This window comes from Shewanella sp. N2AIL, assembly GCF_022690845.1.
In the GTDB taxonomy this organism is placed as follows: domain Bacteria; phylum Pseudomonadota; class Gammaproteobacteria; order Enterobacterales; family Shewanellaceae; genus Shewanella; species Shewanella baltica.
Genome location: NZ_JALBYT010000004.1, coordinates 1 through 26,160, shown reverse-complemented (window position 1 = coordinate 26,160; position 26,160 = coordinate 1). Strand labels below are relative to the sequence as shown.

The window sequence follows — 26,160 nt, the reverse complement described above, 5'->3', positions numbered from 1 at the left end:
TTGAATTCAGTGTGCTACTTTTTTATCCTAACTGAGCAATGACATCATCAATCAAGTCGATCGCCTCATCAAACTGGTACTGATTAATCATAGACAAGGCAGGGCTTAACGCTTGCCACATTTCACTGCTCACCTGCGGCTTTAAGGCATCAATTTTTGCCACTGCGCTGGCATCGGCATCATCTAAGTTCTGCCGCAAGGCCTGTAATGCCGCCCTTAAATCCTCAGCAGATAACAAATCAACGGCTTGGGGTTCGGCTTGATTCACCGCTGCGGGTTTGGCGTATTCAATCGCATCGCAAATAGAAGCCACTAGCGGTTGAATCTGAACTAACTCATCTTCAAAGGGCGCATTCTCAGTTAAATGCAACTCAAGTAAACGCGCTAACTCCACCAATTTAGCCGAGCTTAAATTGCCCGCTAAGCCTTTAAGGGTATGGGCAATACGCACCGCATCTTCGATTTGATTCGCCGCTATGGCTTTGCGAACCTGTTCCACCAAATTACGCTGACTGCTCACAAAACGATCAAATATGCGTTGATAAAGCCGCGTCGAGTGTTGCACCAGTTGCAAACCTCTATCGATATCCAGCTCTGGGTGCTCAGGCCACTTAAGCAATACGGTTTGTTCGGCACTATTGCCCGCTCCGTACTTGGTATTAGATGGCATTGTTTGAGCAGAGGTAACTACTGCAACTGTTTCTGATGCAGGTGCGAGGTATTTCAACAGGGTTTGATAAAGAACATTCACTTCTATCGGTTTAGCGATATGGTCGTTCATGCCCGCCCTGATGCACATGTCCCTATCGCCCGCCATCGCATTGGCTGTCATGGCGACGACGGGTAAACTGGCCAACTCAGGCCTTTTTCTTATCGCCTGAGTGGCTTGATAGCCATCCATCACCGGCATTTGGCAGTCCATTAGTACTAGATCGAAATGCTGCTGCGACAGTTTGTCTAAGGCGATTTGACCATTGGTCGCTATGGATAAAATAATCCCCACTTGCTCTAAAAACTCGCTGGCGACTTCGAGATTCATCTCGTTATCTTCCACTAATAGGATACGTTTTCCTTGCAGTGGCACTAACAACTGCGGAGCCAACTCTTCGGTGCGGCGTCTCACGGGCAATATGCCTTCGCGGCCAATCGCGTTCATTATGCCATCGAGTAAGCGTGAGGCACTGATGGGTTTACTGATGTATCCCGCTAAAGCCAGTTGCTCAATTTGAGTGAGGAAATCATGATCCGCATGGGCAGAGACCATCAAAATCTTGGGCTGAGGATGAGACTGAGGTTGTGATTGAGATTGAGATTGCGACTGAGCCTGCAATTGGATTTGACGCGCGGTTTCCAGCCCATCCATGTTAGGCATTTTCCAATCAATTAACGCCACTTCATAGGCTTGCAATAAGCAGCGGCTTATCGCTTCTTCACCCGAGCGAACCGTATCGACCCTAAAGCCCATACTTTCAAGCGTAGTACGCATAATATCTCTGGCGGTCGCGTTATCATCGACCACCAGCACAGACATGCCTTCAAGCTCTTGTTCGAGTACTAATTTCTGACCATCGGAAATGTGCAACTTGACCGTGAAATAGAAAGTGCTGCCATGACTGAACTGACTTTCTACCCCTATCTTCCCGCCCATGAGTTCAACTAGCTGCTTACAGATAGCTAAACCTAAACCTGTGCCACCGTATTTACGGGTGGTTGAAGTATCCGCTTGGGTAAAAGATTTAAACAATTTTGCTTGCTGCTGCTCAGTTAACCCGATGCCGCTGTCACGCACGCTAAAACGCAGCACGACATCATCATCTTGCTGCTCAACTAAACTGAGCGACAGTAGCACCTCACCGCGTTCGGTGAACTTAATGGCGTTATTCATCAAGTTAATCAGCACTTGGCCTAATCGCAGCGAATCCCCTAACAGATAACGAGGCACGTTGGGCGCAACGGCGAACAATAATTCAATTTGTTTGTGGGCAGCTTTCTCAGAGAACATATCGCTGAGATCTTCCAACATAGTATCGAGCTGAAAGGGAACTGAATCTATATCTAACTTACCCGCTTCAATCTTAGAGAAATCCAGAATGTCATTGATAATCGACAGCAAAGACTGCGATGCCCGCTCAATCTTCTCTACATAATTCTTCTGTTTTTTATCTAATTCGGTCTGCAAGCACAGCTGGGACATGCCGATAATGGCATTCATTGGAGTACGGATTTCGTGGGACATATTCGCCAAGAAGTCACCCTTGGCTTTACTGGCCGCATCGGCTTGCTCTTTGGCGAGTAACAGCTCATCTGAGAGCAATTTAAGCTCTGTCATATCGACCATGCTGATCACGGCCGATTCAAATTGTCCTTGGGCATCAAGCAGTGCCGACACATTGACTGTCATCCACAAAGGCGCACCGGAAGGACGAATAAAACTGCGCTCGCCGCGATAATGGTCAATCTTACCTTCAACCAACTCCTGAAATTGCGCCTTAGCTATGGGTTGATCTTGCTCACTGAGAACCTCAAAAATAGCAGTATTACGTAAATGGTTACGTGACAGCGCCATATCGGCACAGAATTGGTCATTACAATCTAAAATAACGCCTTTAATATCCACATTGACTATGCCAATGGTCGCCCCATCGAACAGCGCCTTAAAGTGCGCCTCACTGAGGGCTAACTCTTGCTCTATAGTTTTACGTTGGGTTATATCCATCACATAGCCATTCCACGTGATGGCACCCTCTTCACCCAAATGACCGCTCGCGCCCGCTTCCATCCAACGTATGCTGCCATTAGGGTGGCGATAGCGAAACTCGCGTATCCATTGCAGTCTGTCTTCACTCTTACCCGACAAGGCCCGCACAACATCGGGCCTTTCTTCGTCAAAAATCCGCTCGGCTATGATGTCAAAATTACTCATAAGATCATCGCGATGCAGCCCAAGCATCTTCATTGCCGCACCAGAGAGGAAGGTAAATCTACGGTCTGTGGGCGAGTGCCACTGCAATTGATACACAGTGCAAGGAATAGACTCAGTAATATTGGTCATCTGTTGACGCGATTGCTCTAACTGTACCAGCGCGAGTTTACTCTCGGTAATATCGTCGATACTGCCGTCAAACCAGAGTGGAATGCCCTATTCGGTATAACTCGCCTTACCTTTCTCATGTACCCAGCGAATACTGCCATCGCGGTGGCGAATACGATATTCCACTTCAAAGGTTTCTTGCTGCGCGAGTGCTCTATCAATATGCAAATGACATGTAGGCCTATCCTCCTCTAAAATCAGCGAAGCAAAGGTACGTTGGCGATTTTCAATAAACTGACTCGCTGCATAACCCGTAATCTCGGCAATATTGTCACTGATATATTCCATGAACCATACATCCCCGATGCGAGTCCGATAAACGGCGCCGGGAATATTCGTCACTAGTCCACGAAAACGCTGTTCGCTATCACGGATCTTCTGCTCAACGGCCAGTTTTTGTGTCATATCGCGTATTGAAGCCGCCACTTGCCTTTGTCCATCAAAGGCGGTGGGAAGAATACTCAGCGCTATTTCCGCAATAAATTCATTACCATCGGCTTTTAACGCCCGCACATGACGGGCATTTGCCATACTTCTATCACGGCCTTCACGCAGGAATGTTTGCCGTTCAAGTACATGCCTTTCTCCCAATTCTTGCGGCAATAACACCTCAACCTGCAACCCCAACATAGCGCCCGTTTCGTATCCAAATAGCTGCAGACAGCGACTGTTAGTGAACACGATTTGCCCTAGCTCATCGACAATCAACATGGCCTCGGGCGCGGCTTCCAGTACCGCATTTGACCAGACCGCCGCCGAGAACTGCTCTGTGACATCGGTAAATAACATCTCCACCGACATTAACTCATTGGTGTCAGACATTAATGGTTGCATAAACACATCGAGCCTTCTTAAATGCCCTTGATCATCCAGCATTTCCACTTGATGCGAAGGAACATTTTGGCCTTTTAAAGCTAAATCAGTGTATTGCCAGTTTTTCTCATTGAGGGGATTGGCCGAAAACAGTCTTTGGTATTTGCGCTTGAGCAGATCAGGGGAAATCCCCAGCACCTTAGTCACACCCTCGCTCACTTGCGCTAGTTGGCCATCAGGATCGAGGGAACAATAGAAAGACTTATCACTCATACCATCAATCAAACGAGCAAAGCGGTTGCCACGGGAATCAAGAATGGCTTGCTCACGGTCGGCGAGTAATTCCGCCATTTGATTGAAGGTATTGCTCAGCGTCACAATCTCACTCACGGCGCCTTTAGGCACAATGAGCTGCTGGGTTTTACCCTGCCCAAAGGACAAGATACCCGACTCGAGTAGCTCTAAGGGCCGAGTCAGTCGCTTAGCGGCCAGATAGCAAGTCAACAATAATAAGAGGGTTAGCAAACTCAAATTGAGTATTATGGATGCCATATCATCGAGCAGGGAACTGAATAATTCTTGCTCTGGCGCTAGCACTATGACGCGCCATTTTAGCTGCGGAACGGTTGCAATACTCGCGAGGTAAACCACATCCTTATCGTCAACAAACCTTGCCTGACCATCAAGCCCTTTCGCTTGTAAGGCCCAAAAGTCAGCATTCCTGTATTTATTTTTATCGAGCCACTGTGTTGAAGTCGTGGCCAACACTTTTTCCCTATCGACATGATAAATCAGTCGCCCTTGATCGTCTAAAACCACCAGCCGATTAGGCGCAATTCCTAATTGCTTTGGCAAGCCATCTAAGGCTAAGTCAACCGTCGCGACACCAAAATAATGCTCGGCCTCACCAAAGGGAGCCGAATAAGTCACCATCAGAATATTGCCCGCCCCCTCATCAAAGTACGCCTTTGACCAGTAGCCCGCCGCTTGATTGATGGCATTGTTCTACCAGTCCCAAGTGCCATCGGTATAATCGTAACCCTCGGCACCAATATCGAGATAATGGAGATCGTCGCTGCCACTGGTGTCGCGGTAAACATAGGGAGAAAAGAGTTTACGATTGGGGAAGGTGTTGGGTTTAAACGCGACTGCGGAGCCAAAGAAATCAGGATTACGTTTGAGTCGATTCATCAAGACACTTTTAACGCTCTCAGCGTCATTCATATCTTCTTTGCTTGACAAAAAACCAATAAAATCAGCAAGGCCTTGGGTATTGGCTTGTGCGTGCTCGAGTAACAATTGCAGACGAGAAGCCGAGTGACTAGCCTCCTGCGTAAGGCTATGGTAGAGCCGCTTCTCCGAGGAGAGATAACTAAACCAAGCATTGACAGCATAAACACTCGCCATGATTAAAATGAGAGGCAAGGCTATGTGGGATAAGATTCTGCTGCGAAAAGTACGAAGTTTACTTTTGTCCATGGCGTCGCCCTAAAGTCCTCGATTTTATATGCACTATTTTTTAAATAGTGCATATAAAGTAAACGAAGAATCCAGTGGCGACAATGTCAAAGTTAAAATAATGTGAAGTAATTTATTGTTTTAAAAACACTAATAAGCCGTCTCTAAGAAGCAGTCTCTAAGGTTTGATTTGGCAAGATACGGGCAAAGTAGCTTTGGGTTTCAGCGATAATGATATGCCTCAAGCCTACAATGGCGATCAAGTTTGGAATCGCCATCAAGCCATTAACCGTATCGGCCAACAACCAAATCACATCGAGCTTGATAAAAGCACCACCTGCGATCAGTACTAAAAACACCACTTGATACAAGCGTAAACCGCGCTCGCCGACCAAGTAATACCAACAGCGTTCACCGTAATAATGCCAGCCTAGAATCGTCGTGAATGCAAAACACACCAGCGCAATGGTCACCAGATACTGACCCACAACCGCAGAGCCACCGAGGGCAAACGCCGCGCTCGTCATTGCCGCGCCCGCAGTTTCACCACTCCACACACCTGTGATGATCAGCACTAAGCCCGTCATAGTACAAATAATGATGGTGTCGAAGAAGGTGCCCGTCATGCTGACTAAACCTTGCTCAACGGGTTCATTGGTCTTAGCGGCAGCCGCTGCAATCGGCGCACTACCAAGGCCAGATTCATTGGAGAACACGCCGCGAGCAATACCGATTTGAATTGCCTGCGCCACTGTCGCCCCTAAAAATCCTCCCGCTGCCGAGAGTGGCGTAAAGGCCGATTCAATCACTAAACCTAAGGCGGGTAAAATTTGCTCAGAAAATCCCACTAAAATCCACACGCAGGCCAGCACATAACCAATCGACATGGCAGGCACTAGCTTTTGCGCCACATTCGAAATGCGCTTAACCCCACCTAAAGTAACGGCGGCAACGAGCACTGTCAGCACGGTCGCCGTCAACCAAGTCGGCACTTCAAAGGCAATCGTCAGCGCATCGCTGATGGCGTTAACTTGTGCAAAAGTACCTATGCCGAAAAAGGCCACACCAACCCCGAAGATAGCGAACAATTTCGCCATCCAAGGTAGACCAAGGCCGCGCTCGATATAGTACATTGGGCCACCCGCAATCTGCCCGCGCGCATCGGTCGTGCGATATTTTACCGCCAACATACACTCTGCATATTTAGTCGCCATGCCGAAAAATGCCGCCAGCCACATCCAAAATAATGCGCCTGGTCCGCCCATTTTGATGGCTGTCGCCACGCCGACAATATTGCCCGTGCCAATGGTTGCGGACAACGCTGTGCAAAGCGCTGCAAAGGAAGATAAGTCCCCATGACCTTTTGCCGGTTTAAATAACAATCCCAGCGCCATAGGCAGACGGATAACTTGGATAAGCTTGAGGCGTGCAGTGAGATAAATCCCCGTGCCCACCAGCAGACAAAGGGTGATTGGGCCCCAGACGATGCCATTAATGCTGGCAAGAAAAGCTTGAAAACTCATGATATTCCTCGAATATTAAACAACAAAATTAATAAACGGAGGAGGAAAAGAAATGGCTGTGACGCGCCGCAGTCGGACGCTATTGCAAACTACTTCTAGCCTGTTCTCGACTGAGAATCGCCCCAGCTGAACGCGAAATGCGCAGCAAGCGAGTCCTCTAAACGAGTGCTTTTAATAGATGCAAAAGTGCGCTATCTCAAGCAAAGGGTAAAAATAGCCCACGACGACAAACGACAGGGACTGTGCAGTCATCCTCTCCTCTGTCCTTTTGCCTGAGCGTTTCGCGTCGCGGTTCAATAACACCACGACACTTTCGCCTTCGGCGCCACCTGATCACACTTTAAGTTAAGTTAAATTAAGTGCAATTGGCAGTCTCTCCAGAGGCTCGTCCAGTAACAGTCCACGCCTATCGGCACCTGAAAGAGTGCTTTGTTTTTATGGGAAGATTCGATTCAATAAAACCGTCGCTTCAAATAAAACCAAAGTTGCCTCGTCGGTGTGGGGTCAATTCCCCACTCTCCTGCTACCTTCATCCGAACGGATTGTTAGATTGAGATTAACTCCCAAGCTAACAGGACGCACAGAATGCAACAAACGCGGCGTCAGCTCAAGCCGTTTACTCACAGTTCGTCGAGGATTTAATTCAATTGACTATTTTTACGGCAAGTGACGATTTATGTTTTGTGATCCCGTTTATGATCCCATTACAGGAAAAATCAGTATCTATCTGAATAGAAAATGCTTTATCTTGAACACGGGATTGCAATGCTAAATTGCAGCCAGGATATGTTGGAGCCACAGCTTGAAACACTGCTTACCACATAAGCCGCCAATGGATATAAAGGAGTTGCTCAATGGCCGACGTCGCTAAACCAAATCCTGTCGACAAGCTTCACCCAGTCGCCAAGCTTAACCAAGTCAGCAAGTGCTTTCGCGATGGCGAGCAATATCATCAAGTGCTGCAAGCGGTTGACCTGCAGATCCATAGAGGCGAAACCGTGGCGCTTACAGGTCCCAGCGGCAGCGGCAAGAGCACCTTACTCAACCTGATCGCCGGTTTTGAAATGCCAGACTCGGGCGAAATCTTACTAGAACAAGCGTCCACCTCAACTTGGCAAGACAAAGATTGGAGCCGTTTCAGGCGCAATTCCTTAGGTGTCGTGTTTCAGCAATTTAACTTACTCACGCCACTCAACGTGAAAGACAATATCGCCTTCTCCTTAAGTTTAACCGCGCAGCCGTGGTCAGCCTGGTGTGACTATCTGGTTGAAAAACTTGGGCTGATGCCATTACTTCACCGCCAAGTTGAAGCCCTATCCGGCGGTCAGCAACAGCGCGTAGCCATCGCCCGCGCCTTAGCCCATAAACCGACGTTACTGCTGGCCGACGAACCCACAGGTAACTTAGATGATGTATCGGGTAAGCAAGTCATGGCATTACTGTGTGAACTGGCACGGCAAAGCCAAACCAGTATCTTAATGGTTACCCACAGTGAAGAGTGCGCCGCCTTTATGCAAAAACGTTGGCACTTATCCCAAGGTGCAGTCGCTATTTATGAACAATAAACCGCTCACTAAGGCGACTCCCACAGAACTTAAGCAGATAGAACTTAAGCAAACTGAACTTAAGCAAACTTGGCTGAGGCTGACGTGGCTCAGCCTAAAGGTGTTTATCGCCCATTATCGTCATGCGCCCTTGCAGGCGGGCGCGATTCTGCTCGGTATCGCCTTGGCCGTGACTCTGCTGATTGGGGTTAAAGCGACCAACGACAATGCCGTGCGCAGTTATAGCGATGCGACTGAGCTTTTGAGCCAGCGTGCCGATGTACTACTTACTCCGCCCCTTGGACAAAACACCTTAGATGAGTCTGTCTATTTCGACTTAAGACGGGCCGGATTAAGTCAGAGTCTCGCCGTGGTTAATGGCAAAATCTCCGGTAAGAATGGTCAGTTTTGGCAACTGGAAGGCAGCGATTTGATTGCCGCATTAACGCTACAAAAATCGAGAAGTCACGCCTCGACTGAAACGCAGTCAACGACCTCGCCGCAGATGAATGAGTTACCGCTTGCCGATCTCCTCAACGGCGCCCCCACAGTAATAATGAGCCGCAGTCTAGCCGCCAAAGTTGCGCCCGACGGTAAACTTGTTTTAGAAAATAACACCTTAGATGTCATTGCAATTGATGATAATTTTGGCCTCGGCAGCGCCATCTTGGCCGATATTTCCCTCGCCCAGCAATTACTGAACATGCAAGGCCGATTAAGCTATATCGCCATGTTCAGCGAGCGAGAAAACTTACCTCAACTAAAATCCCAACTCGACGCTTTAGGGATTACGCCGCAAAAGGCCAGTTTTAACCAGCAAGATCAAGGTCAAGCACTGATAGCGCTGACCCGCAGTTTTCATCTTAATCTCAATGCCATGAGCATGTTAGCCTTCGTTGTCGGCCTTTTTATCGCCTACAACGGTGTGCGCTACAGCCTAATGAAACGGCAAAAACTGTTAGTGCAGTTATTGCAACAGGGAATCGAGCGCCGCGCCTTGATGACGGCGCTGATGTTAGAATTAATTTTGTTGGTTGTCATAGGCTCAAGTTTGGGCTTTATCAGTGGCTTGCAACTCAGCCACTGGCTGCAACCTATGGTCGCCATGACCTTAGAGCAAATGTATGGCGCCCACTTACTCCCCGGTATTTGGCAATGGACTTGGCTTATCGAGGCAATTGCCCTCACCTTAGGCGCTGCGTTCGCCGCTTGCTTGCCCTTGTATTTAGATCTTACGCGCCAAGCATTGGCACAAGGGGCGAATCGTTATCAGCAAATGCAGGCACACCGCAAAACTCATAGCATTCAATTTGCCTTAGCCTGTGGTTTACTGACCGTAGCGGCGCTGCTGTTTCCCTTCAGTCAAAGCTATAACATCAGCTTAGTGTTGCTCGGTATCGTCGCTATCGCGATCCCCTTGTTGTTGCCGCAATTATTGCACTGGGGCGTCAGTGCATTAATGCCATTGGCTCGCCCCGGATTATGGCAATATCTGCTCGCCGAAACCCGCGAGCTTATCGCACCACTCTCCCTAGCTATGATGGCAATCTTGCTGGCGCTCAGTGCCAATGTATCAATGAACACCCTAGTGGGTAGCTTTGAGCAAACCCTGCGGACTTGGCTAGAAACCCGCTTGCATGCCGATCTCTATATTCGCCCACCGAGCCAGCGCATCGACACGATTCAAACCCAACTGATGCACGATCCTAGAGTCAGCGGTCTTTATCAGCAGTGGCAAATTGAAGCCCAGCTTTCACTCCCAGCATCGACGGATAATTCGAGCGAGTTGACGATTCCAATTAGCCTCCTTAGCCGTGATGAATATTCGATTCGCCACACCAGTGCACTAAAAGAAAGCCTGCCGACTCTGTGGAAATCCTATTTTAGTGCCCCCGTAATCTTAGTGAGCGAGCCCTTAGCCATCAAATACCAATTGCAGCTTGGCGATAGCGTGTCATTGGATGCGCTTAAGAAAACCGGTAACAGCCAAGCCATTATCGGCGGCATTTATTATGACCACGGCAATACCCACAACGAGGTAATTATCAGCCAGCCACTCTGGCAAAAGGCACAATTACCTGTACTGCCAATCAGTTTGGCGGCGAATTTTTATGGTAAAGAGCAAGGCAGTAAGATCAGTGAAGCACAGCTCGATGAACTACAAATCCAACTGGCTGCCGAGTTAGGCTTATCGCAAGCGCAAATCTACAGCCAAACTAAGATTAAAACCCAAGCTATCGCCATGTTTAAGCGGACTTTTTCGATTACCTTAGTGCTGAATAGTTTGACGCTGATTGTCGCCGCAATTGGCCTTTTTAGTGCCTGCTTAATGTTAACTCAGGCAAGGCAGGCACCACTGGCACGGCTCTATTCCCTAGGTGTGAGTCGTAATGCGCTGCGCGCTATGGTGTTTATGCAGATGCTGATTGTAGTGCTGATCACTTGTCTGCTCGCTATGCCAACGGGTGCACTGCTAGGTTACCTGCTCATCAACAAGATCACCTTGCAAGCCTTTGGCTGGACGATAAAAATGATTTGGGATTGGCAAGCCTATGGCAAAGCAATACTGATTGCCTTAACCACCTGCACCTTAGCCGTGCTCTTGCCGCTGTATTGGCAAACCCGCAAGCCACTGGTCGCCAGTCTGCAGCAGGAAACCCTATGATGAAAACACTCAGTATTGTATGGGCAGTGGTTGGGTTAATGCTTATCGGCGGCTGTGATAAAACGCCATCGACGCAAAACACTCAGTCCAAATCCATTGCCAATGTGGTGGGGAAAACCTCTACTAATCAAGATGATTTGGCCTTTACCCCTGTCGTTCCCGGCTATAGATTTGAATTTCCGCGAGATCACTTGGCGCACAATAACTTTCGCCAGGAATGGTGGTATCTGACCGCCAATTTAACTACAGAAACAGGTGAGCAACTCGGCGCCCAGTGGACGCAGTTTAGAGTCGCCCTAAAACCCACAGATTTGCAAGCAACAGTACCGCAAGCAACAGATGTGGTTCCTCAAAGTGAATCCACTTGGGTGACTCAGCAGCTTTACTTAGCCCATAGCGCATTAACCTCGAGTAATGCTCACCTCGCCCATGAAAAATGGTCACGCCGTCATAGCGAGTTTGCCGAGGTTAAATTGGAACCCTATCAAATCCGCCTTGATAACTGGCGCTGGCAGAGCGAAACCAATGCACTCTTTCCCGCGACCTTAACGGTGGAGAATCCTGATTTTAGCTATCGACTTCAGCTTAATAGCCAAGCGCCACTGCAATACCAAGGCGTTAACGGCTATAGCCTTAAAAGCCGCGATGGCCAAGTGGCCTCTTACTACTACAGCCAGCCCTTTATTGAAATTTCAGGTGAAATCAACCGCAATGGCAAAGTGGAGCGAGTCACAGGCCAAGGTTGGCTCGACAGGGAATGGAGCTCGCAATTTCTCACTAAAACGCAACAGGGCTGGGATTGGTTCGCGCTCAGATTAAACGATGGCTCGACGCTGATGTTGTTTCAGTTACGGGATCAGTCTCCAGCAGAGAATACAAAGAATGCGCCTATCTCGGCATTTTATAGCGCCAGAAGAATGTTTGCCGATGGCACTGGGCGCAGTATTAATTCCACCGACAATCCTAATGACATACAGATGACGCCACTGAAATGGCAACACACAGTCAATGGCGACTATCCCGTCAGCTGGCGGGTAAAAATCCCCAGCGAGAATATCGATCTCACCATCACCCCGCTCAATCCTAATAGCGCTATGCCATTATCGACGCCCTACTGGGAAGGACCAGTGCAACTCTCTGGCAGCCATACTGGTACAGGTTATATGGAACTGACGGGCTATTGAGCCCAAACATAGTTCTTATAACCAGAAATGCTAAGTCAGCGCGAAGTAACATAACAAGATCGTTATTCAGAGAATGATCTTAAGCTGCTGTTGTATAAAGACATCGCAACACGCAATACGTGACCAAGCCCACAATAACACCCTATTTGCGATCGAGTTCAAGACTAATAATCAACCAATTGTTGCATTTTAATGTCAACCCAAATACATTATCATAAATTGAAATGACAACGTTGTCATAACGTACAGATAACAGTTTAACTCTCACGTTAATGAGTAACTGCAATACGCATCAACCAGCACAAATGGAGTTGTGAATGAGTTCTATCATCCGCATAGAGAAAGGTTTTACCTTAATTGAACTCATGATCGTCGTAGCCATCATCGGCATTCTCGCCGCTATCGCTATCCCTTCTTTTTCCGAATACCTAAAGCAAGGTCGTCGTTTCGATGCCCAGCAATATTTGATGACGAGCGTGCAAGCATTAGAACGCAATTATTCCCGTCAAGGTAAGTATCCTGCTGCGCAAACCTTAACCAACAGTCCTTACTACACTTTTAGCTACACACCGGCGGACGACAAGTTAAGTTTCTCCCTCTCGGCAGTCCCAACCAGCCGCCAATCGGATAGCTGTGGCACCTTAAGCATTAATCAGAAAGGCGTGCGAACTCCTGCTGCCAATTGTTGGACAAATTAAATGTCGAACACGTGGAATCAAGGATTTACCTTAGTTGAGCTTATGGTTACCGTCGCGATTATCGGTATTTTAGGCAGCTTAGCACTCCCTTCGTACCGCGATGTTATGGCACGTGAACAGCTAACCGCTGCCGCGAATGAATTGGTCTCTAGCTATAAATTTGCCCGCAGCGAAGCGATAAAACGCAGCACTTCAATTACCCTCACGGCAACAGAAGCGGGACTTTGGGTCATTAAAGATAGCGACGATAACGAATTGAAGGTTTTTACGCCCCCGACACGTGGGGTTGCTGTAACAGGACTGGCTAGTATCAGTATCAGTGCCACGGGCAATACAGCCAAAACCAGTATTTCATTGGCGAACAGTCAAGGTGAAAACATGAATTTATGCATTTTACCGAGCGGCCAAAGTCAGCTTCAGAGCGGGGATTGTGCATGAAAGCCTTTAATCACATAGGTAAAAAACACCTTGGCTTTACCATGACAGAAGTTTTAGTCTCACTCGTGGTATCAGTCACTTCATTGCTTGCACTGGCAAAAGCGCAGCTATCATCGCTACAACATGCCACCAATAGCTTTCAATACACAGTTGCCACAGTGCAAGCGCAAAATGTCATTGAACAGATTTGGCCAAGGTTGTGCGAAGTGCAAAAGCAACCCGCCCGCTTCGAAGATATCAATTTTAGAGCCAGTTTAAGCCAAGATTTCCCCGTAGGCTTTGACTTAGTGTTACCCGCCACTTATCAAGACAACATGGCAATTACTGTGACTTGGCAAGATGGTCGAGTCGATACCGATAATAGCGTCAGTCTTAACGCCAGTTTTCCCCATCTGTGTAAGGCCTAACTGTGATTTCAGCTCATCACACTCAATGGAGACACATTAAACCCGCCTTAAGACAATCGGGGTTTAGCTTATCCGAACTGATGATTGCCATGGTATTAGGGCTGATCATCATGATCGCTGTGATCAATTTCTTTGCGCCACTTAAGGCCACCGTTGAGGAAAGTAAACGTCTAGAAAATGCCGCTGACGCCTTAAGATACGCCACGCTAACGCTCAGTAAAAGCATCAAACAGGCTGATAACGTCGCAAATGTATCGGCTAACGAACTCGTCTTAAGCACGCTCGCCTCTGCAAGCCAACCGAGTATTAGCTGCTTAGGCCAAAGTAAAACCGCTGATTACATTGAAACATTTAGCTTTATGGCACCTAACTTATCCTGCAACGATGGTGATGGAGCGCAAACACTCCTCACCGGGCTAGAAGCGGTTCACTTCTCGCAAGCTGGTGAACTCGTCAGTATCAATCTGAAGCCCTTAGCTTCGCCGACGCAATATGGTCAGGGTATTAGCTTGCAGGTCGCACTGCGTAAACCCCTTTGGCAAAAAGCCATTAATTCACAACAAGTGCCATAGGCACGAGGAAGCACAGACATGCACACGGAACGTTCATTTGCTCACGCTTCGCCACCTCGCGGCAGTATCAATAAGCAAAAGGGTGCAGTGTTACTTATCGTCTTAGTCTTCAGCCTATTAGCCAGTTTATTAGTCGTGACATCATTGCGAGATAACTTAGTACAAGAGCGACTGAGCGGGAATTTCCAGAAGCAAGTCAATGCGCAACTCACCGCCGAACAAGGCATGTATGAAAGCTATAACACTCTCAAAGCGACTTTAATTAAAGTACCCCAAAGCACTACGACCTCCTTAAATGACAGCCTGCCAAAAAGTGCCTCAGGCAGTATCGACAGCAGCGCCTATACGTTGACAAAAACCGTGACCCCGAGCGCCGAACTCAGCGTCAACAGCACAGGGCAACACTTAGAAGGTCAAGCGAAACTCAATGCACTCTTTGCCCTAAAGGGCGCAAAGGGTAATAACATTTTTAACGATGCCATCGTTTCCTGCGAGAGCCTCAATCTCACCGGCAGTAGTACAATCGATGGTTATGACTCACGAAAAGGCGCCTACGGCGATAGCTTCAACAATGCTCAAGGTAACAGCCAACTCAATAAGCATGGCAAAGGCAATGTGACGACGGTTGAACCGAATGCCGATGTCACGCTGTCGGGCAATTCGCCGATTTACGGCGATGTCAGTGCTACGGGAAATGTTACATTGACAGGCTCATCTTCCTTAATGGGAAATATTCAAAGCAATAAAGATGTCATCTTAGGCACAGGTACTATCGGGGGAAATATCGCTGCGGGTCAGAATTTCGAGCTAAAGAACAGTGGGACAGTTGAAGGCTCAGTGCAAGCCAATAACAACGCATCAACGGCTCCCGGTGCCAAAGTGAATGGGACGCTTCAATATGGCGGCGATGGTACCTTTCATCAAAATAGCAGCATTGGCCAAACGGTGAATCTAGCACCCAATGTCCCTCCCGTTCCCACTAAGTCCTGTGATCCATTAGATATTGGTGCCGTAATGGGAGGGTTTAAAATGCCCAACAATGGCGCGAGAACAATTGCATCAACCCAGAATGTTACCCTTTCCCCAACGGGTTCGACTGCGAGTTCAGGTAACAGTAATGCGTTTCCTGCCCTGTCCTCAAGTTCAGAGAACATCTTCGGTTCTGAAACCCCAGTATTTAATCTCGACAGTTTAGTCATGAGTAGCGATGGTGTATTAAACATCAGCGGTGGGGATGTCACACTGATCATCAATGGTGACTTTAAAATGAGTGGCGCAAACCAACTCAATATCGCCCCAGGCTCAAGCCTAACGCTATTTGTGAATGGTGAGATTTCCTTTACGGCGGGTACCAATAACGGTAATAGCATTAAAAGCCAAACCCTAACCAGCAGCAATAAACCGCCATTAGCGATTTACTCTGGTTCAAATAAAGATGTGACTGTCAGTGGAAGTGTACCGATTTACGCCGCGCTTTATGCGCCTAAATCCAAAGTCAATCTGCCCGGAGGTTCCGAAATCTTCGGTTCAGTAAGAGGAAAATCCATTACCGCCACGGGCAATGGCAAGATCCATTATGACAATGCCCTAGGCGAAGCCGATTTGGGCAGTGACAATGCCATTCCGCCTGCGATAGTGCTTAAAGGTTGGCAATATTTATAATCTTGAATTATTGGCCGTATCCCATATACGGCCAAGTACAACACACCTCATCAGCAATAAACTCACCGCTTAAATTTCAAACTGAGAGTTAGATCACTCGCAAAACTTTGATCCGGATCGACTATCGCTTGCAATACCTCTTGTGAGGTATACCCACATTTTTTATCAGGTCTAGACTCGCCAGTATCAGCACTCGGTTGCTCTCCTTTTTAATATTAAGCAAGCGAGTTAACGCCACTACAGGTCAGCCCTTATGAGTCAGGAATACCACGTCACCAGCCTTGTGGTGCATGCCGCACCTAAAGTCTTACAGCAGGTTGAAGCCAATATCCGCTCATTAATGGGCGCCGATATTCATGCTGTTACGCCCGAAGGGAAATTGGTTGTCACCCTCGAAGGGAGTAGCCAAAGGGCGATTCTCGACAATATTGAAGCCATCAATGCCCTGTCCGGCGTGTTATCTGCCAGTTTGATTTACCACCAAGTCGCACCTTTAGAACAAGAGAGTGAGGAAAGATTATGAGCATAAGCCGCCGCGAGTTTCTCAAGGCCAACGCAGCGGTTGCCGCCGCAACAGCCGTTGGTGTCACGCTTCCCATTAAAATGGTTGAAGCCGCCGAACAGCCAGACAATATCAAATGGGATAAAGCCCCTTGCCGCTTTTGCGGTGTGGGTTGTAGCGTATTAGTCGGCACCAAAGCGGGTAAAGTCGTGGCCACTAAGGGCGATCCTGAAAGCCCAGTCAACCGTGGCCTTAACTGTATCAAGGGCTATTTTTTATCGAAAATCATGTACGGCAAGGACAGATTAACCACGCCATTGCTGCGGATGAAAGACGGCAAATACCATAAAGAAGGCGAGTTCACCCCAATCAGTTGGGATATGGCATTTGATACTATGGCAGCTAAATGGAAACACAGTCTTGCCACCAAGGGCCCGACGTCAGTAGGTATGTTTGGCTCTGGCCAATGGACTATTTGGGAAGGTTACGCCGCCTCTAAACTCCATAAAGCAGGTTTTCTAACGAACAATATCGACCCTAATGCGCGCCACTGCATGGCCTCTGCCGTTGGCGGCTTTATGCGCACCTTCGGTATCGATGAGCCCATGGGGTGTTATGACGATTTAGAAGCCGCCGATCAGTTTGTGCTTTGGGGCGCGAACATGGCCGAGATGCACCCAATTTTGTGGGCACGTTTATCCGATAGACGTTTGAGCAATCCAAGTTGCCGCGTGCATGTGCTGTCGACCTTTGAAAATCGCAGCTTCGATTTAGCCGATAATCCTATGGTGTTCCGCCCGCAATCGGACTTAGTGATCCTCAACTTTATTGCCAATTACATTATTCAAAATAACGCAGTTAATACTGACTTTGTCACTAAACACACTAAGTTTGCCTTAGGCGTTGACGATATCGGCTATGGCCTGCGTCCAGATCATCCATTAGAGAAAAAAGCCAAAAATCCAGGCAATGGTAAATCGACACCGATTAGCTTTGACGAGTATGCCAAGTTTGTCAGCACATATACGCTGGAATACGCGGCTAAGATGAGTGGTGTGGAGCCCGAGAAATTAGAAACTTTAGCCAAGGCCTATGCCGATCCTAACGTTAAAGTGATGAGTCTGTGGACCATGGGCATTAACCAACATGTTCGCGGCGTGTGGGCCAACAACATGCTCTACAACATCCACTTACTCACGGGCAAAATTGCTACACCGGGTAACAGTCCATTCTCGTTAACGGGTCAACCTTCGGCTTGCGGGACTGCCCGTGAAGTGGGGACGTTCGCCCATCGTTTACCCGCCGATATGGAAGTGACTAACGACAAGCACCGCGCCATTACCGAAAAGCTATGGCAAGTGCCTGCTGGGACGATTCCCGCAAAACCTGGCTACCATGCCGTACTCCAGAGCCGTATGCTCAAAGATGGCAAGCTCAACTGCTACTGGACCATGTGTACCAATAATATGCAGGCTGGCCCTAACATCAACGATGAAATCTATCCGGGTTTCCGTAATCCAGAAAACTTTATCGTGGTTTCAGATCCCTACCCAACCATCACAGCCATGGCGGCGGATTTGATTTTGCCAACAGCAATGTGGGTCGAAAAAGAAGGCGCTTACGGCAACGCTGAACGCCGCACCCACATGTGGCACCAACAGGTTAAAGCCCCCGAAGGCGCGACCTCAGATCTGTGGCAATTAGTCGAGTTTTCAAAACGTTTCAAAGTCACTGAAGTCTGGCCTGCTGAGTTGATCGCTAAGCAACCAGAATATGCGGATAAAACCTTATATGAAGTGCTATTCGCCAACGGCGTGATCGACAAGTTCCCCACATCGGATTGCAAAGCAGAGCTCAACGATGAAAGCGAACACTTTGGTTTCTATCTGCAAAAAGGCATTTTTGAAGAATATGCCACATTCGGTCGTGGCCACGGCCATGATCTAGCCGACTTTGACCGTTACCATGAAACCCGTGGCCTGCGCTGGCCAGTCGTTGATGGCAAAGAAACCCTGCGCCGTTTCGTTGAAGGTAGCGACCCTTATGTCAAAGCCGGTGAAGGCTTTAAATTCTATGGCAAAACCGATGGTAAAGCGGTGATCTTCGCCCTACCTTACGAGCCCGCCGCCGAAGAGCCGAATGAAGAATACGATCTGTGGATGTCGACTGGCCGCGTATTAGAGCACTGGCACACAGGCTCGATGACAGCACGCGTACCCGAGCTTTACCGCGCCTTTCCCGACGCGCAGATTTTTATGCATCCAGAAGATGCCAAAGCCCGCGGCGTACAACGCGGCGATGAAGTCATAGTCGCATCACCACGCGGTGAAGTAAAAACCCGTGTCGAGACCAAAGGCCGTAACAAACCGCCACGCGGCGTGGTATTTATGCCTTTCTTCGATGCACGCCAGTTAGTCAACAAACTGATATTGGATGCGACCGATCCCCTGTCAAAAGAAACTGACTTTAAAAAGTGCCCAGTCAAAGTCTTCAAGGCGGAGAATAACCAATGAGAAAAATACTCACCTTAACTGCGTTACTCGTCGCCATTACCGGCTGTTCAGGCCAGCAAACCGACACCAACGTAGCACCAGTTAATATTCAATCCCTCGCAGGAAACATGGCGATCACCGACATTCGCCCAGCCGATGCTATGGCGATTTATCCTAATCGCGGCTCCGCGATTGAGCGCAGCTTTAGCGAGCAACCACCGCTTATCCCACATAAGGACGATTACAAGATCACCTTAGATAAAAATGGTTGTTTAAGCTGCCATAGTTGGGACAAAGCAAAACGCATGAAAGCCACGCCTGTTGCTAAGTCCCATGTGATTGATGATAAAGGCACAGTTAACGGGCATAACTATTTCTGTACTCAATGCCACGTCGCTCAAGCCGAAAACAAACAACCACTCGTGGAGAATCAGTTCTCAGACAAGTAAATCACCTTCCCCTGCAAAGCAAAGCCACCCGAATTTATGAGGGTGGCTTTTTGCTATTTAAGCATCCCATCGTAATGAGTTGGCTTACTGTCGGTGATGAGTATTCAAGTAAATATAAGACTAAACGTCTATCGCGAGTTAATAGCTCGTTGCTGAACGGTACTTTCACCAAGGAAGGGATTGAGCAGAAGTTAAAAAGGCGAAGTGAGAATCGAGGGAAATAAAGATAAGAGCAGAATCTAAAACGCAGAAAAGAAAAACCCAGCCTAGGCTGGGTTTACTTGTTGTTTTGCTTTATGCAAATCACCCGCTGGAGCCGTTTTCGTTACTTGCGCCGCTTTTGCTTTTTGCACATCTTTTGCCACAGGCATAGCCGCCTGCCACAAAGCACCTACCCACAGACTTGAACTTGATTTCATCGGTATTCCCCTGTTTTGTTAACAAGGTCAAAGTAATACTTAGGCCATCATTAGTAAAATGAATAAATTCCATAATATGGATTCCATTTGAGCATGAACATCCCAATCAAGACCTTACAGTGTTTTCTGACCCTAGTGGAAACTGAAAACTTTACCCGCGCCGCGCAGAAATGTTTTATCACTCAGCCGACACTGAGCAAAATCATCCAAAGACTCGAGGAGAGCCTAGGGGAAACCTTGCTGATCCGAAATAACCAAAAAGTTGAACTCACTCAGGCGGGGCAGCTATTTGAGCACAGTGCACGGGAAATCCTCGGCCAATGGCATAGATTGCAGGAGGACATGAGTAACCTCAGCGGTCTCAAATCGGGGCGGTTGCGATTGGGGGTGTGCCCTATGATGAGCAGCCTTATCATAGGTTTGCTCACTAGCTACCGTAAACGTTATCCGGGGGTTGAACTACACATGTATGAATACGGCGGATTCGGCTGCGAGCAAGCCCTGCTCAATAACAGTCTCGATATCGCCTTTACTGCGCTACCCACGACCCATGAGACTGAACTCGTCAACCAACCCCTAACTAAGTACCCTTTACTCGCATGCCTGCCTGAGGGGCATCCCTTAGCCGAGAAAGACCATTTAAACTGGCAGGACTTCCAACCCTATCCTTTTATCCTCTATAACGAAGACTTCTCCCTCGCTAAGTTGATCAATCGGCTCAGCCGCAAAGCAGGTGTTCAGCTCAATATTGCCTTTCGCAGCGGTCAGTGGGATTTCCTAGCCGCCATGGTCGAAGCCGATATGGGCGTCGCCATTTTACCTGAGCCGATTTGCAATAGATTAAGCACCAGCAAACTGGTCTTTAAACCTATGCAACCCGCAATGACATGGGATCTAGCGCTCATTTGGCGACAAAGTTTACCTTTAACGCCCGCGGCCAAAGCCTTGCTCGAATTGAGTAAACAAAAGACTGAACGCTGAGAAGATAAAGCGAGAACTGACATTCTATTAAACAAAGGGGTACGGACTTTAAACAAAGAGATCCGGAGCTTCGTCAACCGAAGCTGGTGATGACCGTTAGATCTCACCCATAAAAAAACCGCTGCTAGCCTAGAGGCCGACAGCGGTTTTTATTAGCTAACTAAGCTAATAAAATATTAGCTTAGTTAAGTTAAGAATTACTTCTTAGCTTCAGCAGCTTTACGTTCTTTAACTTGAGCAACAACTTTCTCAGCAACGCTAGCTGGACATTGGCTGTAGTGTGAGAACTCCATAGAGAACTGACCACGACCAGAAGTCATTGTACGTAAAGTACCGATATAACCGAACATTTCTGATAACGGTACGTCAGCTTTAACGCGAACACCTGTTACACCAGCAACTTGGTCTTTGATCATGCCGCGACGACGGTTTAAGTCACCGATCACGTCACCCACGTTGTCATCTGGGCTGAACACGTCAACTTTCATGATTGGCTCAAGAAGTTGTGGTTTAGCTTTAGCGATAGACTGACGGAAAGCGCCTTTAGCAGCGATTTCGAACGCGATTGCTGATGAATCAACTGCGTGGAATGCACCGTCAGTTAATTCGAACTCAACGTCTAACACTGGGAAGCCAGCGATAGTACCTGTGTTCATCATGCTCGCGAAACCTTTCTCAACTGCTGGCCAGAATTCCTTCGGAACGCTACCACCAACTACTGAAGATTTGAACACGAAACCAGTGTTTGCTTCACCTGGGCGGATGATATATTCGATCTTACCGAATTGACCAGAACCACCAGATTGTTTCTTGTGAGTGTATTGATCTTCAACCATTTGAGTAATGGTTTCACGGTAAGCAACTTGTGGCTCACCTACGATCAATTCAACGCCATAAGTACGCTTCAGAATATCTACTTTGATATCTAAGTGAAGTTCGCCCATACCTTTAAGGATGGTTTCACCTGAATCTTCGTCAGTTTCTACGCGGAATGATGGATCTTCAGCGATCATCTTACCAATAGCGATACCCATTTTCTCAGAGCCGCCTTTATCTTTTGGCGCAACTGCGATAGAGATTACTGGCTCTGGGAACACCATGGCTTCAAGAGTACATGGGTGTTTCACGTCACATAAAGTGTGACCAGTTTGAACGTTTTTCATACCCACGATAGCGATAATGTCGCCAGCTTGAGCAGATTCAATTTCAATACGGTCATCAGCTAGCATTTCACACATACGGCCGATACGTTCAGTCTTGCCAGTCGCGCTGTTCAGGATGGTATCACCCTTCTTCAGACGGCCTGAGTAGATACGTACGAAAGTCAGGGCACCGAAACGGTCATCCATGATTTTGAACGCTAACGCTTTTAATGGCTCATCAGCAGAAACGATAGCGAATTCGCCAGTTTCGTTGCCTTCTTCGTCAGTTAATGGCTGTGGATCAACTTCGTCTGGTGCTGGTAAATAATCAACAACAGCATCAAGAACCAGTTGCATACCTTTGTTCTTGAACGCAGAACCACAGTATGTTGGGAAGAAAGCCATAGTACGAGTACCTTTGCGGATACAACGCTTGATATCTTCGATAGATGGCTCTTCGCCTTCCATGTAAGCTTCCATCAGGGCATCATCTTGCTCAACGGCAGTTTCGATCAGCATTTCACGGTATTCTTCAACCATGTCAACCATGTCAGCAGGTACATCTTGGATATTAAAGTTTTCTGGTAAACCAGACTCATCCCACACGTATGCTTTACGAGATAACAGATCAACAACACCAGTGAATTCGTCTTCAACACCGATTGGCAGAACCATAACCAGTGGAGTAGCAGCTAATACGTCTTTAGTTTGCTTAACTACGCGTAAGAAGTCAGCACCCATACGGTCTAACTTGTTTACGAAGATAATACGCGCAACTTCAGATTCGTTCGCATAGCGCCAGTTAGTTTCTGATTGAGGCTCAACACCGCCTGAACCACAGAATACACCGATACCGCCATCAAGCACTTTCAGAGAACGATAAACTTCAACTGTGAAGTCAACGTGTCCTGGGGTGTCGATAACGTTGAAACGGTGATCTCTCCAGAAGCAACTTACAGCAGCAGACTGAATAGTAATACCGCGCTCAGCTTCCTGTACCATGAAGTCAGTGGTAGATTCGCCATCGTGAGTCTCACCGGCTTTATGGATTCTTCCTGTTAACTTAAGGATACGCTCGGTGGTCGTGGTTTTACCCGCGTCAACGTGAGCGAAGATACCAATGTTTCTGTATTTGGATAATTCGGTCATGATTCAACTTTAATGAGTAGTTTAAGAAGTAGACGGAGTATGCGACAAATACCGACACACCGCACATCAGATTATTTTAGGCGCATATTGTAAATTGGAACCCAGCTACACGCAAATGGATAGCGCACTTTTTCACGATAAAGTCGCGTAATAATTTAAGGAAATCACCATAAATACGAACTAAAACAACTGAGTAAAACTCTTTAGCTTATTTTTCACTCAACCAATAAAAAACGTTAAAAAAACTACATTCTAATGGGATAAGGTCATTTCTAATGAATTTCTATCATATTGTTAGGTACAAACCACTAACATTAACCCATGAGCATTACGGCTGGTGCAATAATGCTAATCCTTCCTCTAAAATAAAGATGGCTTAGTAAACTCATCTCAGTAGCAACCATTTACTTAAATAACGGTAAATCATACTTGCGCAAATGCTTACCTGTCGGTGCACATTTGATTACGCCCTTGCGCTTTAGCACGATAAAGCGCGCGGTCGGCACGTTCAAAGCACAGCATCATAGGTTCGTTATCGGCAAGCTTAGCGACGCCAAAACTGCAAGTTAACTGCACATTGTCAGTAAATTGATAATGTTTGATCCTCTCAGCTATCCGCACACACAAGCTTTCAACTAAGGGTAAAGATGACTGCTGACAGAGGATCACAAACTCTTCGCCACCCCAACGGGCAACCACATCAGATTCACGCACACAATGCTGTAGCACCTGTGACACTTGTTCAAGAATCCGATCGCCGACGTTATGCCCCAGCGTGTCATTAATCTCTTTAAAGTAATCGATATCAATCATCACCAGGCACATGCCTGCTCTGGCAGATTTATCATGCTGCTCGTTATTAATAAAAAGGCGATTAAAGTAATGTCGGTTATACAACTTGGTCAGGGGATCATGGGTAGATAAAAACTCGAGTTCGGCATTTGAAGCCTCGAGCTGCTGTCGTAAGGTTTCGAGCTGCTGATTCTTATCGGTGAGTCTACGGTTATACTGGCTGATAAAGTAAGTTCTTGCCCCCAACATTAGCAATAACAAACACGTCGCGCAGATAACTTGATAAACAAGCGAATAGTTAGTCTCATCTATGACAGTCACATTATTCCACTTCTGATAAATCAAGATCCGCTCCTGCTCACTCACAGCATTTAAGGCCTTATTTATCACAGGTAACAAGGACTCTTGACCATAGGCAACCCCCATCCGCAACTCATCTTCTGGTCCGCCCCAACCGGCTATTTTCAAATGATTAAATCCCGTCTGTTGAATGTAGGAGTTAACCGAAAACATCGATCCCACAAACAGATCGGCACGTTTATCCAGCACCGACTGCAATCCTGCTGGCTCACTGGCCACAGTAAGCGTCTCAATTTGAGGATAATAATGCTGAATATATTCGGCTAAACGATAACCTTTTGGCACGGCTAAAGTACGCGCACCGATATTCTCAAATCCTTGCAAGAAAGGCTGATCTTTAAGTGACACCAATACATTAGGCGAGCGGAAATAGACATCACTGAAGTGCAGATAAGTCTCTCGTATCAGGGTTTTATTCAGCATAGGGGTTAAATCACACTGCCCGCTTTGCAAAAAGTATAAGGTCTCTGTCCAAGAGGAAGTCGGCACCAGCTGAAACTTAAGGGAGGAATGCGATTCGATATAATTAATATAGTCTGACGAAATACCCAGATGTTTACCCTCTCGGATTCCTTCATAGGGTAACCAGTCAGGATCAACACAATAACGGACTGTCTGAGTCATGCTAACGCTAACGTCTTGGCTAGCAAGCTTAGCATTCGCCATCGCTAAACGGTCAGCATGAGCCAGTAATGGCATACACATCAATAGCGGCAATAACCTCAATAAGCCACGCAATTCCATTGATAGTTTCAACCTAAAAGCAGACGCTCGATGGGGAATGTAAAAAAGTGTATACGTGAAAACCGCATAATACCAATTCCCATCATTACGAGCGTGTAGCGGTTATTTATCAATAGTCGGTTCAAAACGCTGAAATATGTGTCTGCGCGACGCAATAAGGGGTGTATAGACTGGAAAGAAAACCTCTTGAGTGAGGAAGGTTAACGTCGCTGCAAGTGACCATTGAGACTAAGTATCACTTTTTTCAGATTTTCAGATTTGGGCTTTCAAATTTGATGAGCCTAACAGGATGCAATGAATTGATAGTGATATCGAGGATGTACCTGTCTATAAAGATAAAGCAAACCCGCAATCGTTTTGGCAAAAGTGATATTGTCTAAAATGCCGAAACGAAAAAAGCCTCTACATTGCTGTAGAGGCTTTCATCTTTATGTTGGCGGGTGAAATATCGCGCAGCGATGAGCTCATGAACGAGAGGCATGGATGCCGAGCAGGGCTGTTAAGCAGGGATGCTGTTAGACGGGACGGCCGCAACGATTGAAATAGATAAATTCCAGATACGAAAAAGCCCTAACATTGCTGTTAGGGCTTATCGAAATGTTGGCGGAGCGGACGGGACTCGAACCCGCGACCCCCGGCGTGACAGGCCGGTATTCTAACCAACTGAACTACCGCTCCTTTAGTCTAACGTTTGCACGTTAACCTAAATTAGGCGCTTGGCGATGACCTACTCTCACATGGGGAGACCCCACACTACCATCGGCGCGTTTGCGTTTCACTTCTGAGTTCGGGATGGGATCAGGTGGTTCCACAAGGCTATTGTCACCAAGCAAATTCTGTTTATTACCGTGTCCATCTCTGGCTCACGCTAATAATAATTCGGAAAGCTGATTTGCTTTGTTTGAGTTCACACTTCATCAAGTGTCGATATTCTGTCTAAGGCTTAGCAAAACCCATCTGGGTTGTATGGTTAAGCCTCTCGAGTCATTAGTACATGTTAGCTCAACGCCTCACAACGCTTACACACCATGCCTATCAACGTCCTAGTCTCGAACGGCTCTTTAGAGGAATTAAA

General features: G+C 47.4%; 16 protein-coding genes, 1 tRNA gene, 2 rRNA genes, 1 pseudogene and 1 riboswitch. Of the genes and pseudogenes, 12 read left to right on the top strand and 8 right to left on the bottom strand.

Annotated features, from left to right (window positions below; all coding sequences use genetic code 11):
• Positions 1–22: 22 nt before the first annotated feature.
• A pseudogene (locus MO387_RS04060) lies at positions 23–5,383 on the bottom strand (PAS domain S-box protein).
• Between the two features lie 143 nt (positions 5,384–5,526).
• The gene (locus MO387_RS04055; RefSeq protein ID WP_006085998.1) at positions 5,527–6,885 is read right to left on the bottom strand and encodes a sodium:alanine symporter family protein; all 1,359 of its coding nucleotides are present in this window, start codon (positions 6,883–6,885) and stop codon (positions 5,527–5,529) included.
• A 250-nt stretch (positions 6,886–7,135) separates the two neighbouring features.
• Positions 7,136–7,276, bottom strand: a riboswitch (glycine riboswitch).
• Between the two features lie 463 nt (positions 7,277–7,739).
• Between MO387_RS04055 and MO387_RS04050 the strand changes: the two genes are divergently transcribed.
• The 11 genes from MO387_RS04050 (at position 7,740) to napB (ending at position 19,498) form a co-directional block, all read left to right on the top strand.
• A complete protein-coding gene (locus MO387_RS04050; protein WP_107946586.1) occupies positions 7,740–8,450 on the top strand; it encodes an ABC transporter ATP-binding protein in 711 nt (236 codons plus the stop codon).
• Entirely contained in the window at positions 8,440–11,094 is a 2,655-nt protein-coding gene (locus MO387_RS04045) for an ABC transporter permease (RefSeq protein ID WP_242326066.1), read from the top strand. Before MO387_RS04050 ends, MO387_RS04045 begins: the two co-directional genes overlap by 11 nt.
• Positions 11,091–12,278: a lipocalin-like domain-containing protein gene (locus tag MO387_RS04040; protein WP_107946584.1), complete on the top strand. Its 1,188-nt coding sequence runs from the start codon at positions 11,091–11,093 to the stop codon at positions 12,276–12,278. Before MO387_RS04045 ends, MO387_RS04040 begins: the two co-directional genes overlap by 4 nt.
• A gap of 317 nt (positions 12,279–12,595) precedes the next feature.
• Positions 12,596–12,976, top strand: coding sequence for a type IV pilin protein (locus MO387_RS04035; protein ID WP_006086002.1), 381 nt, complete (start codon positions 12,596–12,598; stop codon positions 12,974–12,976).
• Positions 12,977–13,414, top strand: a complete 438-nt coding sequence (locus MO387_RS04030) for a GspH/FimT family pseudopilin (RefSeq protein WP_107946583.1) — start codon at positions 12,977–12,979, stop codon at positions 13,412–13,414.
• Positions 13,411–13,821, top strand: a complete 411-nt coding sequence (locus MO387_RS04025; protein WP_006086004.1) for a hypothetical protein — start codon at positions 13,411–13,413, stop codon at positions 13,819–13,821. Before MO387_RS04030 ends, MO387_RS04025 begins: the two co-directional genes overlap by 4 nt.
• A 2-nt stretch (positions 13,822–13,823) precedes the next feature.
• Positions 13,824–14,393 carry a prepilin-type N-terminal cleavage/methylation domain-containing protein gene (locus tag MO387_RS04020; RefSeq protein WP_107946582.1) on the top strand — a complete coding sequence of 190 codons (570 nt, stop codon included), beginning with the start codon at positions 13,824–13,826 and terminating at the stop codon, positions 14,391–14,393.
• Positions 14,394–14,411: 18 nt separating this feature from the next.
• The gene (locus MO387_RS04015; RefSeq protein ID WP_107946581.1) at positions 14,412–16,055 is read left to right on the top strand and encodes a polymer-forming cytoskeletal protein; all 1,644 of its coding nucleotides are present in this window, start codon (positions 14,412–14,414) and stop codon (positions 16,053–16,055) included.
• Positions 16,056–16,308: 253 nt separating this feature from the next.
• The gene (locus MO387_RS04010; protein WP_011847712.1) at positions 16,309–16,578 is read left to right on the top strand and encodes a chaperone NapD; all 270 of its coding nucleotides are present in this window, start codon (positions 16,309–16,311) and stop codon (positions 16,576–16,578) included.
• Positions 16,575–19,070, top strand: coding sequence for a nitrate reductase catalytic subunit NapA (gene napA / locus MO387_RS04005; protein WP_107946580.1), 2,496 nt, complete (start codon positions 16,575–16,577; stop codon positions 19,068–19,070). The genes MO387_RS04010 and napA overlap by 4 nt, the downstream gene beginning before the upstream one ends.
• Entirely contained in the window at positions 19,067–19,498 is a 432-nt protein-coding gene (napB, locus tag MO387_RS04000; protein ID WP_107946579.1) for a nitrate reductase cytochrome c-type subunit NapB, read from the top strand. The genes napA and napB overlap by 4 nt, the downstream gene beginning before the upstream one ends.
• A gap of 266 nt (positions 19,499–19,764) precedes the next feature.
• On the opposite strand, the gene MO387_RS03995 is transcribed toward napB, so the two are convergent.
• On the bottom strand, positions 19,765–19,917 hold the full coding sequence (locus tag MO387_RS03995; RefSeq protein ID WP_006086010.1) for a hypothetical protein: 153 nt from the start codon (positions 19,915–19,917) through the stop codon (positions 19,765–19,767).
• Between the two features lie 93 nt (positions 19,918–20,010).
• On the opposite strand from MO387_RS03995, the gene MO387_RS03990 reads away from it, so the two are divergent.
• The gene (locus tag MO387_RS03990) at positions 20,011–20,898 is read left to right on the top strand and encodes a LysR family transcriptional regulator (protein WP_006086011.1); all 888 of its coding nucleotides are present in this window, start codon (positions 20,011–20,013) and stop codon (positions 20,896–20,898) included.
• A 197-nt stretch (positions 20,899–21,095) separates the two neighbouring features.
• On the opposite strand, the gene fusA is transcribed toward MO387_RS03990, so the two are convergent.
• The 5 genes from fusA to MO387_RS03965 all read right to left on the bottom strand — a co-directional run.
• On the bottom strand, positions 21,096–23,189 hold the full coding sequence (fusA, locus tag MO387_RS03985) for an elongation factor G (protein WP_107946578.1): 2,094 nt from the start codon (positions 23,187–23,189) through the stop codon (positions 21,096–21,098).
• Positions 23,190–23,630: 441 nt separating this feature from the next.
• A complete protein-coding gene (locus MO387_RS03980) occupies positions 23,631–25,085 on the bottom strand; it encodes a diguanylate cyclase (RefSeq protein ID WP_242326064.1) in 1,455 nt (484 codons plus the stop codon).
• A gap of 601 nt (positions 25,086–25,686) precedes the next feature.
• A tRNA-Asp gene (locus tag MO387_RS03975) sits at positions 25,687–25,763 on the bottom strand.
• Between the two features lie 36 nt (positions 25,764–25,799).
• Positions 25,800–25,915 (bottom strand): 5S ribosomal RNA (gene rrf / locus MO387_RS03970).
• A 136-nt stretch (positions 25,916–26,051) separates the two neighbouring features.
• Positions 26,052–26,160 (bottom strand): 23S ribosomal RNA (locus tag MO387_RS03965); the annotation flags it as partial.